At 62.0% G+C, this 14,980-nt stretch carries 12 protein-coding genes; 6 read left to right on the top strand and 6 right to left on the bottom strand.

The window, feature by feature from the left end; genetic code table 11:
* Positions 1-102: 102 nt before the first annotated feature.
* Positions 103-1,140, top strand: a complete 1,038-nt coding sequence (locus AC6H4Z_RS22360) for a hypothetical protein (RefSeq protein ID WP_497544185.1) — start codon at positions 103-105, stop codon at positions 1,138-1,140.
* Positions 1,141-1,149: 9 nt separating this feature from the next.
* Here AC6H4Z_RS22360 and AC6H4Z_RS22355 read toward each other — a convergent pair whose 3' ends face one another.
* On the bottom strand, positions 1,150-2,397 hold the full coding sequence (locus tag AC6H4Z_RS22355; RefSeq protein WP_497544184.1) for a hypothetical protein: 1,248 nt from the start codon (positions 2,395-2,397) through the stop codon (positions 1,150-1,152).
* Between the two features lie 125 nt (positions 2,398-2,522).
* Between AC6H4Z_RS22355 and AC6H4Z_RS22350 the strand changes: the two genes are divergently transcribed.
* On the top strand, positions 2,523-3,773 hold the full coding sequence (locus AC6H4Z_RS22350) for a M28 family peptidase (protein ID WP_497544183.1): 1,251 nt from the start codon (positions 2,523-2,525) through the stop codon (positions 3,771-3,773).
* A 22-nt stretch (positions 3,774-3,795) separates the two neighbouring features.
* Here AC6H4Z_RS22350 and AC6H4Z_RS22345 read toward each other — a convergent pair whose 3' ends face one another.
* Together AC6H4Z_RS22345 and AC6H4Z_RS22340 are read right to left on the bottom strand one after the other, a co-directional pair.
* Positions 3,796-6,174 (bottom strand): hybrid sensor histidine kinase/response regulator, encoded by a 2,379-nt coding sequence (locus AC6H4Z_RS22345; RefSeq protein WP_497544182.1) that lies wholly within the window; start codon positions 6,172-6,174, stop codon positions 3,796-3,798.
* Between the two features lie 125 nt (positions 6,175-6,299).
* Entirely contained in the window at positions 6,300-7,556 is a 1,257-nt protein-coding gene (locus tag AC6H4Z_RS22340) for an ACS family MFS transporter (protein WP_497544181.1), read from the bottom strand.
* Positions 7,557-7,735: 179 nt separating this feature from the next.
* Between AC6H4Z_RS22340 and AC6H4Z_RS22335 the strand changes: the two genes are divergently transcribed.
* From AC6H4Z_RS22335 to AC6H4Z_RS22325, 3 genes are all read left to right on the top strand, one after another.
* Entirely contained in the window at positions 7,736-9,688 is a 1,953-nt protein-coding gene (locus AC6H4Z_RS22335; RefSeq protein WP_497544180.1) for a serine hydrolase domain-containing protein, read from the top strand.
* Between the two features lie 53 nt (positions 9,689-9,741).
* Positions 9,742-10,536, top strand: coding sequence for a signal peptidase I (lepB, locus tag AC6H4Z_RS22330; RefSeq protein WP_497544179.1), 795 nt, complete (start codon positions 9,742-9,744; stop codon positions 10,534-10,536).
* A 142-nt stretch (positions 10,537-10,678) separates the two neighbouring features.
* Positions 10,679-11,080: a DUF350 domain-containing protein gene (locus AC6H4Z_RS22325; protein ID WP_497544178.1), complete on the top strand. Its 402-nt coding sequence runs from the start codon at positions 10,679-10,681 to the stop codon at positions 11,078-11,080.
* A 6-nt stretch (positions 11,081-11,086) separates the two neighbouring features.
* On the opposite strand, the gene AC6H4Z_RS22320 is transcribed toward AC6H4Z_RS22325, so the two are convergent.
* Entirely contained in the window at positions 11,087-11,677 is a 591-nt protein-coding gene (locus tag AC6H4Z_RS22320) for a hypothetical protein (RefSeq protein WP_497544177.1), read from the bottom strand.
* A gap of 172 nt (positions 11,678-11,849) precedes the next feature.
* Between AC6H4Z_RS22320 and AC6H4Z_RS22315 the strand changes: the two genes are divergently transcribed.
* On the top strand, positions 11,850-12,734 hold the full coding sequence (locus AC6H4Z_RS22315; RefSeq protein ID WP_497544176.1) for a metallophosphoesterase: 885 nt from the start codon (positions 11,850-11,852) through the stop codon (positions 12,732-12,734).
* A 180-nt stretch (positions 12,735-12,914) separates the two neighbouring features.
* On the opposite strand, the gene AC6H4Z_RS22310 is transcribed toward AC6H4Z_RS22315, so the two are convergent.
* Positions 12,915-14,000 carry a hypothetical protein gene (locus AC6H4Z_RS22310; protein WP_497544175.1) on the bottom strand — a complete coding sequence of 362 codons (1,086 nt, stop codon included), beginning with the start codon at positions 13,998-14,000 and terminating at the stop codon, positions 12,915-12,917.
* A 125-nt stretch (positions 14,001-14,125) separates the two neighbouring features.
* On the bottom strand, positions 14,126-14,953 hold the full coding sequence (locus tag AC6H4Z_RS22305; protein WP_497547078.1) for a Mom family adenine methylcarbamoylation protein: 828 nt from the start codon (positions 14,951-14,953) through the stop codon (positions 14,126-14,128).
* Between the last annotated feature and the right edge of the window lie 27 nt (positions 14,954-14,980).

The raw sequence follows: 14,980 nt of genomic DNA, 5'->3' as shown, positions 1-14,980 counted from the left end.
GCGTTGCGTGCCGAGCTAGCTGAAGCGCTGGGGTGCGTGTGCCCTCAAGCTCACACTGAAGCCGGCCGAAACTTTCAGGGTTCTCCACCCTGGCACGGCACCATGCGACGCGGTTTCGAAGCGCTGGCCTTTTCGTTGGCGATCACCGCGTGCGGCGGTGAGAGCGTCGGCTCGCCCGACAATCACGATTTCTCGGGCGTCGCACCGCCACCGAGCGGCGTCGCACAGTTCACTGTGCTCCCCGTTTCCATCGTCAACGGACAGACGCTCACCGCGCTCGGCAGCCTGAATCCGCCGGGGCACGTGCTGCCCACTGATCATGTGTACTTCTACTCGTGGGATCTGTCGGTGCGCGGCGCATCGCCGGTCGCCGAGGATCGCACGGTGTACATGCCGGCGACCGGCACGGTGATGTTCGTGTTCCAACCGACTGGCACGGATACGAAGGTGATGTTCCGCGCGACGGAGAATTTCTACTTCTATCTCGACCACGTGCTGCCGACGATGACGCTCACGATGGGCCAGGTCATCACCGTCGGCACGGCGATTGGCCACACTGGCCCTGGCGGCACGATCGACCTCGGCGCGTTCGACATGTCTGTCTCGCATTCTGGTTTTGTGAATGCGTCGCGCTATCCCGAGCAGACACTGCACTACGTCTCGCCGTGGAAGTACTTCACGCCCGAGTTGCAGGCGAAGATTGCGCCGCACCTTTATCGTGCCTCGTCAGCCGTCGATCAGGAGCCGCGAATCGACTTTGGCGTCAAGGGAACGCTGGCTGGCGATTGGTTCGTGCAGGGCATGCCGGTCGACAGTAGTTCTGGTCCCTACGGTTGGACGAGAAGCGTGAGTTTCGCATACGACTATTACGATCCGTCGCAGGTGCGGCTGTCGATCGGTGGAACGGTTGGAGCGCCGGGCGTTTGGGGAATCGAACCGACCGCGCCGCGTCCGCAGGCCGTATCGCCGGCGTCGGGGCTGGTGGTGTACAAATTGTACTCGATCTTCGACGTGATGCCGCCCTATGGCGTGATGCTCGTGCAGATGATGAACGATTCGACGATCAAGGTCGAGGTGTTCACGGGTTCGAACGTCTCGGCCACGCAGTTCGACGGGCATGAGGTGACGTTCGTCCGGTAGCGTCGACGGCTACCATCCGAACACCGTGCCATGCGGAACGGCCGTACCGGTCATTCCGTGCGGCCACTTTGCTCGATCGAAGGCGAGGCCCGGGCGCGCGGAGCCGGCATCGCGAAACGCGCTGTCGAGAGTCAGCATCCCAGTTTTGCGATCGAGCTTCAGCATCCACATCCGACGCTCTGCGGTTGCACTCGGCTCGTTGACGACGACCACGCGCGATCCGTCGCTCGCGAGCCAGTGCGGGCGTTGCCGCTGGTCGAACTGGATCGATGACACTTTGCGCACGTGTGCGAGATCGGAGACATCGAGCGAGAAGACGTCGTGCTCAGGCGCGCGGGACTGAATCCAGTAGTTGCCGACGACGACCGGCGTCGCACACCCTTTTTCTGGCTCCGCGTGGACGAGCGAGAGCGCCGGTTCCATTCCCGCGAGCCCAGTCACCTGGTACAGGCGACACATTCCCGTATTCACGAGGACGGTGCGTCCATCGAGAAGCACGCGCGGTTCATTCGGTCCATCGTTCGTCGGAAGCTTGATCGTCTTGATCAGCGAAAGATCCGACAAACGGTACACCTGCACCTGATTGCCGTCGTGGTCGTGCTCGATGGACGGTCGCAAGGGATGCCACGTCGGGATCACCATGTACGTGAGCGCGACGACGATCCGATCGAGGGCAGGCACGGCGGTTACCCCGTACGCGCGCAGTGTCGCCTGGTCTGCCGACGGATCAGCGGCCGAACGCGAGCGAACTAGATGCCCGCGCTCGTCGAGTTCGGCGATTCCTCCGGGGCCGACGTTGTTTGGGCCATGTGATTGAAACGTGGCGAGCACGTGTCCGTTCGGGAGACGCGCGAAGCTGTGCAGAAAGCTGAGACCTGCGACCCCATTGAATCGCTCGGTGACTTTCGGATGCAACGGATCGTGCAGATCGAACAGCACATTGCGGTTGCCCGAAAATCCATTCGCGAAGAGGGTCTGGTTCGGGCCGAGCTCGTGCTCGGTGTGATGCGGCCAGATTCCCTTTTCGCCGATTGGCGCGGTCGCGACGATCGTTCCATACCGGTCGCCGTCTCGTGCGAGATCGATGACAGCGAGAAAGTCGCTATCCTCCCGGTCTTCGTCACCGGCCCACGCAAAGAGATAGCGCGGTGCCGAACGCTCGCTGGCGTCACGCGAGGGAGGGAGACGCTTCGCGCAGGCAAGCGACAAGAGTGTCAGTAGCGCGACAAGCGATCGTATTCGGATGGGGAGGGTCATCGTCGACAATCCTATGGCGATGGGGAGGGGATGGCCAGCTAGAACCCCTCGGACTCTCGGGGTGTGGTGTGCGCCATCGCCGCGGCGTATACTGTATCCGACTCGGTGCACTCGGAGCTTTCAAAATGCGATTCGATTCTCTCGTGACCGCGGCCAGCTGCGGTCTCCTCTTGGCCGTAGCGGTTCCTTCGTCCTCGTCGGCCCAGCGCGCGGCTGGACCGGATACAGCGTACGACCCGGTTCAGCCTCTCGTCGATCGCCTCGATCTGGAGCGATACAAGAACACTATCAAAGGGCTGGCGCAGTTCGGCGACCGTCGGCAGGGCACGAAGCGAAATCGTGACGCCGTCGCATGGATCGAGGCGCAGCTCAAGCAGTACGGCTGTCAGAACGTCGAACGCATCACCTACCAGTACAGTCCTGCGCCAGTGCAGGCCGGCCGAGGCGCCGGTGGCGGACGCGGTCGCGCCCCCATCGCTTCGCCGAACGGGCGTGGTACCGTGGGCAACGGCCCAGGCGGAAGCCGCATCTTCAGCGACATGCGCGAGCGCGGTGTGAACAACGATTCGCTGGCGCAGCCCGATCCCGCCATCCGCGCGATCAACATGGAGCCGAGTTCGCCGGGCGAGCGTCAGGAAGTGATCTGTATGAAAATTGGTACGAAGTACCCGAACGAGATGTACATCATCGGCGGGCACATGGACGGCATTGGCTGGGGCCAGGCAGTGAACGACGACGCGTCTGGCTCGGCGATTGTCATGGAGTTGGCGCGCATTTTCTCGAGCCCTGACGTTCAGACCGAGCGCTCCATTCGATTCGCGCTCTGGAACAACGAAGAGACGGGTCTCGATGGCGCAAAGGCGTACGTCGAACAGCGCGGGCCGATGCAGGGGAAGGAAAGTCCCGCCGGCTCCGGGAAGTATCCCGAGCCGAAATGGCTCGGCATGATTCAGCACGACATGATGATGGTCGATCACGGCCCGCCGACGGCCGACGGCAAGCTATCGCCGGAGCAGCGCCCTGAAGCCGACATCAACATCGAATTCGCGAGCACGTCGAAGTTCAGCGAGGAAGCCATGAAAATGGCCTTCTTCTGGCGCGCGGCGAACGAGAAGTTCGCGACGCACTACCCGGCGGCGGTCGGTCCGCACATGAGCAACACGGACTCGGATCCGTTCAAAGATCTCGTACCGTCGCTCAGCCTGCGCGAGAATGAGCGTGGCTCACAGATTGGCGGAAACTGGGATCCGACGCACCATCAGCCGATTGACGTCCTCACGACGTTCACTGACAAGGACTTCATGCTCGGCCTCACGTCGGCGCAGACCACGCTCGGTGCGGTTGGCCGTTTGACGGGTGCGGTGGTGAAGAAGTAGCTCGTTCCTTCTCCTCACCTCTTTACGCAGGTAGGATCGACGCGGCGTCGAGGACTCGCAGCAACTCGTCCGCGTCGATCGGCTTCGCGAGGTGGCGCGTAAACCCCGCCTCGCGGCTGCGTGTTCGATCGTCAGCCTGACTGTACCCAGTAAGCGCGATGAGCGCGGGCACATCGTCACCCATGCGCGCACGCAGTTCACGCGCGAGCTGATAGCCGTCCATCACCGGCAGCCCGATATCGAGAATCGCAATCCGCGGCCGGAAATGGCTCGCGATGGTCAGCGCCGCCAACGCATCGCTCGCCGTTTGTGTCTCGTAGCCAGCGAGCGACAGCAGCCGCGACGTCGTGTCGAGAACGTCGCGATTGTCATCGACAATCAGCACCCGCGTTCCACACCCACGCTGATCGGTCTGCCACGTCGGGCGCGCTGACGGCGGCGCCGCGCGATGCGTGCTGCCCAGTGCGGCCGGAAGACGAATCGCGAATTCGCTGCCGCGGCCCAGTCCTTCGCTGTGTGCCGTGACCGTTCCGCCGTGCTGCTCCGTGAGAGAACGCACAAGCGAAAGCCCGAGACCCAACCCTCCCTCGGTTCGACCGCGCCCACGCTCGCCCTGCATGAACATCTCGAACACGTTCGGTAGCAACGCGGGATCGATGCCCAGGCCAGAATCGCGAACACGCAGCGTGACGTGATCGCCATCCCGCGCGCCGAGCACGGTGACTCGGCCGCCCGGCGGCGTGAAGTGCGCCGCGTTCGAGAGAAGATTGTTCAGAACTTGTGTAAGTCGCACCTCGTCCGCATCGACCGCCAACCCCTCGGCGGGAACCGACAGCTCGAGCCGATGCCGCCGACTCTCGAACAGGTGTCCCGTCGCTTCGACGGCTTTGGTCACGATGCTCGAGAGTTCGATGCGCTGCTTCGTGAGCGCGACTCTACCTCGGGTCACACGCGATACGTCGAGCAGATCGTCAACCAACCGCACGAGATGCTTGGCCTGCCGGATGATGACGTCGAGATCGATGTGCGCTTCCGGGTCCGCGCGGAACTTGAGGATCTGCGCCGCGGTGAGAATGGGCGCGAGTGGATTGCGCAACTCATGTGACAGGAGCGCGAGAAATTCATCCTTTCGTCGATCGGCTTCGCGCAATGCAGCTTCGACCTGCTTGAGGCGAGTCACATCGACGTACGCCCCGATTGCGCCGCGCGGCGTGCCCTCGGCGTCGCGCAACGGAACGGCGCTGCCGAAGAGATGGCGTACTTCGCCATCGCGAAAGCGAATCTCCTCCTCGTGGCTCCGTACTTCTTCGCCGCGTGCCGCGCGCTCGAGCGGGAGCTTGTCGACAGGAACCTCATCGCCATCGATGTACACGACGAAGCGACGGTTCATCGCGTGACCGTACATGTTCTCGCTCGCGTTCAGCTGCAGCATTTCGCATGCAGTGCGATTGCCTCGAATGTCGAGGCACTCGGGATCGCGCGAGATCCATACGGCGGCGGGCACCGCATCCATCAGCGCGCCGAGTTCGTCGGCGTGCGCGCGCGCCTGCGCTTCGCTCTGACGCAGCGCTGCTTCGTTCGCTTCCTGCTCCGTCACGTCGATGCCGACCGTCACCATGCATGGCTCGCCGCCAAAGTCGAGACGTCGCCCGGAGAGCGCGAGCCGCAACCACCGACCGCTCTTCGTACGGAACGGAACGACCGCAGAACCGCCCGGATTGATGGCGACAGGTTTGACGTATTCGGCCCGTTCTTCGGCGGTCCACATGCCGAGCGTCACGGTACTCTGGCCGATGATGTCAGCCGGCTCGTAGCCCGTGAGCCGCGTGAACGCGTCGTTGATCTGCAGGTGCGCGCCGTCGGCTAGACGAATAATCGCCGTGGCTTGGGGAATGACGTTGAACACCGCCTCGAACCGACGTTCCCACTCGAGTAGCGCTTGCTCGGCGATGCGGCGATCGTGCATGTCGATGATCGCCGAGACCCATCGCGTGAGAGTGCCGTTCGCGTCGAGCACGGGCACGACACGGGCGAGGTGCCATCGATATTCGCCCGCGCGATTTCGGAGCCGATAGTTGATCTCGCATGGCGACGACGTGGCGATTGCATCGTCCCAGATACGTTCGACGTGCTCGTGATCGTCTGGATGGATTGCTCCGAGCGGACCGGTTCCGCGGAGCGTTTCCTCCTCGGTCAGACCCGTGAGCTCATACCAGCGATCGTTCACCCACTCCAGGCGGCCCTGCGCGTCCCGCGTCCAGAGAATGTGCGGAAGCGCGTTGGCGAGCACGCGATAGTCCGCGTCGCTCCCCGGGAGGGGCGCGTGCGCTGGCGGATTGAGCTCGCCAATCGGCCGATCCGGAGTCCTCGTTTCGGCGGGCATCCCGTGCGGTTTGGGCACGTGATAATGCGCTCGCCCTCCGCCGTTCGCCAGTACAGATCTTCAAACGAGATACGAGCAGAACTGCAAACGGCTCGCAGATGCGCCTGCTTGCGTCAGTGTCGACTTCGACGGGATCGCGGCGCCTAGTCGATCTGTCTCTCGCCCGACCCGAACGCGAAATACACGATCGCGCCCACGCCGCCCACCGCCGCGCTAACGAGGAATGGAGCGTTGTAGCTCCCCGTCAGGTCCACGAGCCAGCCCGTCACGGCCACGCCAATGATTCCGGGAATCGTTCCCGCGGTATTGGCGAGACCCCAGATGACGTCCGCGTGGCGCGGCGCGATGTCGAAGCTGTTCGGTGCAAACCCAGAGAGACAGAACGCCAGCGTTCCCGATGCACCGCATAATAGAAGCATGGCGACACCCGGCGTCCGGGCCGTCTGAAGGAGCAGCAGGAACGTCCCCGACCCGACCAGTGCGCCGATCTGCATCGTCTTCCGCACGAACGTCACCGAGCGTCCACGAACGATCATCGCATCGGCGAGCCAGCCGCTGACGTTCCCCATCACGAAGTACGCGGCCCACGGCGCCGTCGAGAGAAATCCCGCATTGGCAAGACTCACATTGAACGTCGTCTTGAAGTAACTCGGCAGCCAGGCGAGCAGCACATACAGTGCCCAATTGCTGCAGAAGTGATTGATGATGATCGCCCACACCGCGCTCGATCGCAGCAACCGCGTCCAAGGAATCGCCCGATTCTCCGACGGTTGCTCGACATCCGGTGAGCGTCCCGACTGGATCGAACCAAACCAGAACGCGGCCCACACGAGTCCTACGATGCCAAACACATAAAACGGCACCGGCCATCCGTACGCGCGGACGAGCCATCCGGTGAGCGGCAGCGATATCATCGTGCCGATCGAGAGCGAGCTGACGAACAGTGCGACCGCGCGCGATCTGCTCGCCGCGGGTACCCAGCGACCGAGCATGTTGATGGAAGCCGGGAACACTGCGGCTTCGCCGAGTCCGAGGGCGACGCGCGTGGCGAGGAGCGCTGGTAGTGATACTGCCGCCGCCAAGGGCGTGAGCGCCGTGAAGAGCGACCACCAGAGTACGGCCGCGCCGAGCAGGAACTTGCCGCCGTAGCGGTTCGCGAGCGCGCCGCTTGCCGCCATGAACAGCAGGTAGCCGACGAAGAATGACGAGAGGACCCAACCCTTTGTCGTCTCCGTCCAGCCGAACTGCGTCTGCATCGAGATGGCCGCGACGGAAATGTTCGTGCGGTCGATGTACGAAATGAGCAGCGCGGCGCCACAGAGCGATACGACGGTGTACCACGCGAGCCATCGTCGTTGCTGCGCGACGGCTGCACCGCTCACCTCGAGGCTGGTCGACATTGGCAGAGTAGGCGGGAGGGGCCGAGTCGAGCGAGAAGGGTCGGCCGAACATGGCCTGGGCAAGTGCCGGTGGCAAGCGCCGCACAATAGCCGTCGCGACCTACGGCGCACATATTGGCGATGCAGACGTGCCCGCCCCTCCCACAGGGCGCGTCGGACGCTCTCACCGAGGCGCTCCTATGATCACGCACCGCATCTCTGTCGCTGCGATCTGCCTGCTCGCGACGTCACTCGCCGCGCAACAGCCGACGTCGATTCGTCCGCTCACGCCGAAGCAGCGCAGTGAGCTGCCGCCGCCCGCTCAAACGTCGCCGGCGCCAGTGCGCGGTGTGCGCGATCGCGCCGAGCTCGAGGCGTTTCTCGACGGCATCATGGTGGCGAACCTCCGCGACAAGCACGTCGCGGGCGCCACGATCTCCGTCGTGAAAGATGGCGCACTTTTTTTCGCCAAGGGCTACGGCTACGCCGACGTTGCCAAGCGCAAGCCAATCGACGGTGAGCATTCGCTTTTTCGCATCGGATCCACGAGCAAGTTGTTCACATGGACCGCGGTGATGCAGCTCGTGGAGCAGGGAAAGCTCGACCTCGACACGGACGTCAATCGCTATCTCGACTTCAAGATTCCGGCGACGTTCCCGCAGCCGATCACGCTGCGGCATATCATGACGCATACGCCAGGCTTTGAAGAAGACTCACGCGATCTCATCAGCGCCGATTCAGCTACCCTCATTCCGCTCGGCAGCTGGCTCTCGACACACATTCCGGGGCGTGTGCGTCCGCCGGGCACGTACGCGTCCTACTCGAATTATGCAACCGCGCTCGCGGGCTATATCGTGCAGCGGACGTCGGGTGTACCGTGGGACGACTACATAGAACAGCACGTACTCGCGCCGCTCGGTATGACGCAAACGACGACGCGTCAGCCGGTCCCGCAACGCCTACGCGCCGACATGTCCGATGGCAACGCGTGGGCGGGTGGCGCGTTCCAGCCGAAGAAATTCGAGATCGTCGAACCGATGCCTGCGGGATCCATCGCTGCCAGCGCGACTGACATGGCGAAGTTCATGATCGCGCACCTGAACAACGGTGAGTTCAATGGCCAACGCATCCTCGCCGACTCGACCGCCAAGCGTATGCATGCGCGCGCGTTCGGCCACGACGAGCGACTTCCCGGCTTCGCACTCGGATTCTACGAGAAGACGAGTCACGGTTTGCGAATCATCGGCCACGGCGGCGACACGCAGTGGTTCCATACGGATCTCGAGCTGATTCCGGAAGAAAAGCTCGGTGTGTTCGTCTCGTACAATACGAACACGGGCGGTGAGCTGAGCTTCGCACAGTTCCAAACGCAGTTCCTCGATCACTACTATCCGACTGCTCCGTCGGTGGTGGTGATGCCGGCCGACGCCGCTGCCCAAGCGCAGCGCGTCCAGGGCGAATACGAGTTCAATCGCCACTCATTTACCACTTTTCAAAAGGCGATCGGCCTTGGCGGCGACATTCGAATCAGCGCCGACAGTGGCCGCTTGGTGATGCACTCACCGCTCGGTGAGTCGCGTCTCCTTCCCGTCGGCCCACTCCTCTATCGCGAGGAACTCGGCGACGCGTTGGTCGCGTTTCAGGCGGACAGTGGCGGCCACATCGTGCGCGGGTTCTTCGGTCCGGCGCCGATGATGACGATGGAGCGCGTTCCGTTCAGCCATTCGGTGACGCTCCATCAGGTCATCCTCGGGCTCGGCCTGCTGGTGTTTGTTGGAATGCTGCTGGCGGCGATCGGGCGTTTCGTGCGTAGGCGGTTCGGAGAGCCGCGACGTGAGGATGTGTTGCCGGGCCGTTGGATTCTCGTGACCGCGTCCGCGTTACAGATCGCGTTCGTGCTTGCGATGGTGGTGATCTTGAGCGCCAACGGAGAAGGATTTCTTAATGGCCCTCTGACGTCGATCAAGGTCGCGCTCGCGCTGCCGGTGCTCGGAACGGTCTGCATTCTTGGCGCGGTGTACTTCGCCTCGCGTCAGTGGCGGACCAGCGCGGGGACGATGGCGGCTCGGCTTCGCTTCAGTGGCGCCACGTTCGTTGCGCTCCTGTTCACGTGGTCGCTGCTGCAGTGGAACTTGTTGGGGTGGAAACTGTAGGCCACAAGCCGTCGTAGGATGATGGACACGAAGATCTCGACTCGGAGGTACCCATGAGCAAACGTCGAAGCAAACACGCAGGTGCGCCGCCGGTTCCGCGCAAAGGAACGCTCGGGCAGTCGTTGCGAGCGCGCACCCGTGCACTCATCATGAGCGTGCTTCCAGCGCTGGCGATCGTAATCGTCACGCGTGAAACGCTCGCCGAGGCGTTCCGCATTCCGAGCGGTAGCATGGAGCCGACGCTTCTCGTCGGCGACTGGCTCTTCGTCAATAAGCTGCGGTTCGGCCCGCACATTCCATTCACGGACCGTTCGCTTCCGGGCTACGCCGAGCCGAAGCGCGGAGACGTCGTGGTCTTCGTCTCGCCGCCGCAGGACGCGTCAATCCGGATCACGCCGGATGATGTCACGCCGACGTTGGTGAAGCGCATCGCTGGCGTAGAGGGCGACACGCTGGTGATGCGGCACGGTGAGTTGCTCGTTAACGACGTTGCGGTACCGCGACGAAACACGGCGTACACGTTGCCCGATTCGGTTGCCGATCAACCTCAGCCGATTTTCGCCTGGCAGCATCTCGTCGAGTTGCGCGCATCTCGCTTCGGCGCGGCTGTGCCCAATCCCAGCCTTCACGAGTGGGGCCCGCTCGTCGTACCGCCTGGCATGTTCTTCATGATGGGCGACAACCGCGACGACTCCGTCGACAGCCGGTACTATGGACTCGTGCCGCGCGCCAACCTGCGCGGCACGCCGATGTTCGTGTACTACTCGTACGATCCCGAGCGAGGTCTCGACTATTTCCGCGCCATTACGGACATCCGCTGGCGGCGATTGGGCACCTGGATTCGTTGACGTGACGTGACCCGCTGCGCGCAGGGAATGAGGTATATATCAAGCGCGGCATTGGCTTCAGCCTCATCCCCGCCCGCGTGCACGCATTTCCCGAGATCACGGTGTTCACATTGACTGGGGCGCCATAATGGACGTCGGTTTGTTGAGTTCTTCCCTGACAGGAATCCTCGCGCATCTCCTGTACTTCGGGATCGCGATCGTCGCGGTTGTCGTGTTTCTTGCGATCTACGTGATGGTCACGCCACATCGCGAGTTCACGCTCATTCGCCAGGGAAACACCGCCGCCGCCATCTCACTCGGCGGCGCGATCATTGGGTATACGGTTCCCTTGGCGAAAGCAGTCGCGCAGAGCGAGAGCATCGCCGAGATGCTCCTGTGGGCCGGCGTGGCATTGGTCGCACAGCTGGTGGCGTATGGCATCACGCGTCTCGTGCTGCCGCACCTGTCGTCCGACGTCAACGAGGGGAAGACCGCGTCGGGAATTTTCCTCGCCGCGATTTCCATTGCCATCGGATTGCTGAACGCTGCGGCGATGACTGAGTAGTTGCCGTCAGCCAGACGCGATTTGGGTTTTCGCCGGCATCTCGACGACTTCCCAGTTGGTCGTCGTCGGATCGGACAGGGGATAACACGTTTGAATCTGCATCGTCGTCGCGTTCGCGCCGCGGTCGATGATCATCATCATCCCGGTCGTCGCCACTGAGGTGACGGCCGCGTCACCCTTCTTGACCGTGGTGGCGTGCGGGGCCAGTGTGCCGGGCAAGAAGCCCGCTTCTTTGATGCCGGCAAACTGCATACTGATGCGGAGCTTCTTGCCCGCGTGCGTCGCGCTGTCGAATAGGGCAAGCGCCGCCTGGCCCGCCGCGGAGTTCATCGCTTCGCACGCCGCGGAGCCTTGCTGCAGCAGTGTCTTGAACGCGCCGGTCTTGCCCGTGCCGCCGCGGTTCTTGAACTGATTGTTGCTCTCGCCAACACGTTTGGTGACGCGATCGAGCTGGGCGGCCTTGTCGAGATGGCCGGGCGACATTGCGTGCAGGCCGCGAGCGTGGCCGCCTTGGCCAGTCACGGGCGACGCGACGCCTTCGGAACCCTTCAGCATGTCTCGAATCTCGTAGTACTCGTACTTGCGTGCGAACGCCATATCGTCTCCGTCAAAGTGCCCGATTGTGAACGACGCCGTCGCCGCTGCCGTAAAACCTGTGAGGACCGAAGCTCTAGCGTGTCGCTCAGCACGCCTCTTGCCCAGAGGCCACACTCCGGCCGCGTGACGGCCAAGAGCAGTGTGCGACGCCAATACCGTCGGAGCTCAGAGCATGTGGTTGACCGTCCTCAAGATACTCGCGGGCCTGACCGTTTATGGCACCGCGGTCGAGCCTCGTTTCGTCGTTCGGAACGACGAGCAAGCGCACGTTCCTAATCTGCCGGCGGCGTGGCAAGGCAAACAGATTGCTGTTTTCGCCGACATGCAGGTCGGTATGTGGTGGGCCAACACCGACGCCATTCGTCGGGCGGTCCGCCGTGTGGTTGCCGTCCACCCAGCGATGGTGCTGCTCGCCGGGGACTTCGTGTACGAGGCGGACAGCAGCGTCGATGATCAGATGAACCGAGTCGTCGAGCTTCTCCAGCCGATCATCACCGACAGCATCCCGATCTACGCGGTGCTTGGCAACCACGATTACTCATTGATGAACGAGCACTCCGAGCAGGAGAACTTCGTCGCGCGTCGCGTGCGCGCAGCGCTATCGAAGGCGGGGGTGCAAATGATGGACAACGCCGTCCGTCCTCTCGTGCCGCGGGCGTCCGCGGATTCGACGAGTGATACGCTCTATCTGGTCGGTATTGGCGAGCGTTGGGCGAAGAACGACAACATCGATGTGCTGTCGAAGGTTCCGGCGAATGCGCCGCGCGTGGTGTTCATGCACGATCCGGATTCGTTCGTGAAGATCCCGGCGGGCGAGGCACCATTTGCCGTTGCTGCGCATACGCATGGTATGCAGCTCGGCATTCCGTTCGTGACCGATTACCTATGGCGACATCACTTCAGCGACGAAGGGATGGGTGTGGAAGGGTGGCAACGTGGGCGTGGCCAAGCGGGCAACGAGGTGTACATCACGCGCGGGATCGGGTTCAGCATTGTTCCAGCGCGTGTGCACGCGTTTCCCGAGATCACGGTGTTCACATTGAGCGGGGCGCCGTGATGCAACTCGGCGTGATCGGCTCCTCGCTGATTGGAATCGTCGCGCGTCGATGCTGCACACCGAACCGTCGCAGAGATGATCGGTAGTCTCTCGTCGACCCCATCGTCTTCACTTACCTCGGCCGGGCCGTATCATTTTCGCCGGGGTGTTGGACGTTGCATCGGACGCGCCGAATGATGATTAGACCTTAATCGGTAGCTTGTTGAACGCATATCGCGTGGCAAGGGCGATGAGGAGCCCACCCAAGGCCTTGGCTCCGACAGCGAGCATTGCTGCGTGCGGCTTCTGCAAATCGGTGAACGCCCCCTTGTCCATGACGAGCAGCGCAGTTCCCAGGGCAAACGGGACAACGGTCAGAATCCAGAAATACCAAGGTGGCGCGATGCGGAGCAAGACTTGGAACTCAGGGCCAACGCCAAGTGGGTTCGGTTTTGATTCCGCACCGACGGTACGCGCGGTCAATGATACAACGTCCGGGGCGTATTTCCTTTGCGCCAATAAAAGAAAATTGATGAGGGCATCGCTGCCGTACTGGGTAATCAGGGGGGTGGCAACTTCCACGTGCGTGCCAGATATTCGCACTTCGACAGTCGGCGTTGAGCCTCCGTTCGAAAAACTTCCTGAGTGAATCTGAAATTCCATCTCGTAGGCCTCGCCGGCTCTTAACCCGATCAGCGTTAGCTCAGATGTTTCATTGGCTTCAACCTTCGGCGCGGGAATGTCCGGGCGGAGTCTGGCCGGGAGCTTAGAGATGTATCGAACGAGCTGCTTCCGCCTCGGCGGCACGACCATCAATTGCTGGAACCGACTGATCCGAACAAACTGAGCTGCGGTCAATTCTGGTGCATTCTTGACGAGGTGCTCAATGTGCTGTCCCCACTCAACTTCTTCCACATCCTCGCCGAGCCTCGGGAGAATCGTTCCCTGCGATTCACTCTTGGTAATTCCATCATTTACTCGAGCGACGCTCACCAAGTACATCGCTTCGTTAGCCGTTTGGTTGGGGGTTGGCTCGGATTTGCTCGTCCTTACGATGGTGTTGAATTCGCTAAGAAGAGCTTGTGAGGGCCGACCTTCGAGCGTAAGTCGGACGGTCATCACACTTCGCGCTGCACGCGCGCCGCTGACCTGTGCGAGAGTGACCTTGCCGAACCGAAGTGGGACGAACGAGCGAAACACGTTGGAGTGTTCGTCCGGATTGCAACACAAGACAAACAGAACCGTGGTGTTGAGTAGGCTGTATTCGTTCCAGAGTTCTTTCTGCACCCACAAGCCGCGATACGTTAAACTGAGTCTCCAACCGTTCGGATAAGACAACGAGTTTATCGCGTCGCGACGATACAAAGGCCTTGATGATCGCGTGGTGGTGTATGCGATTGCGAAGTAGCTCACTACGCTTCTTGGTGAACGGTGACTGGTTGACTAGACGAGATCAACTTGCGCGTGGACGCGGAACGCGCGTACGCAAACAGGCGGAGTGGCTCGAGCGAAATGCGAGACATGTCGTAGCGCTTTCCAAGCTTCTCCGCGATCAGTGCCCTATTGGCATTGCCGACAAGCTGTTCCAGCTCACGTCTAGTCACATAACGCCCATCCAAATAGTCATATCGTACATCTCCCTCGAGAGCGAACAGTTGCCAGTTTGAGGCTAAGTAGCTAGTTCCTGAAAAGCCTACGTTCGGGTTCACATACGTTAGTACTAAGCCGGGGTCGCCGTGCTCCCGTCGAATCCAGCCAAGTGCTCGACGAAAGGCGAACGAGAACGAATTCCGCGGAGCTTCCCGAAATGCATAGACTCGTGAGAGCACGAGTGCCTTCGAGGAATTCGTTAACTGGCGGAGGATCGGCTCAAAGCTCACGAGGTCGCACGGCGAGAAAGTGAGTAGCACGATCGGAGGCTCGGAGCTATCCGCGCCTGGTCGAAAAAGTCCCAAGTGGAGTCCTTCCCTTGCGCTTCCGATATAGTGAAAAACGCGGTGAATTTCAGCCGCCATGTCATCGCGCACGACCCGCAAGTCGGTCAGGCGTAGATCGACTCGCCCCAAATCGCGCCGGTTCCAATGCGCTACAGGGCTCTGCTCGGATCGTATACGGGAGACTACCCCTTCTGCCTCTTGGGACAAGAGGACATCGTCGTGCAGAGCATCTTCCGAGTAACGTGGTAGCTGTAACGCGAGCCGGAGGCGCGCCAGAAGGTGGTCGTCTTCGGGAGCCAGCATAACGAGGCGGTCGATGGTGTCGCGCGC

The organism is Leucogemmata humicola, from assembly GCF_055379415.1.
Note: the sequence above shows the minus strand (reverse complement) of the source record. Positions and strands in the feature narration are given on the sequence as shown.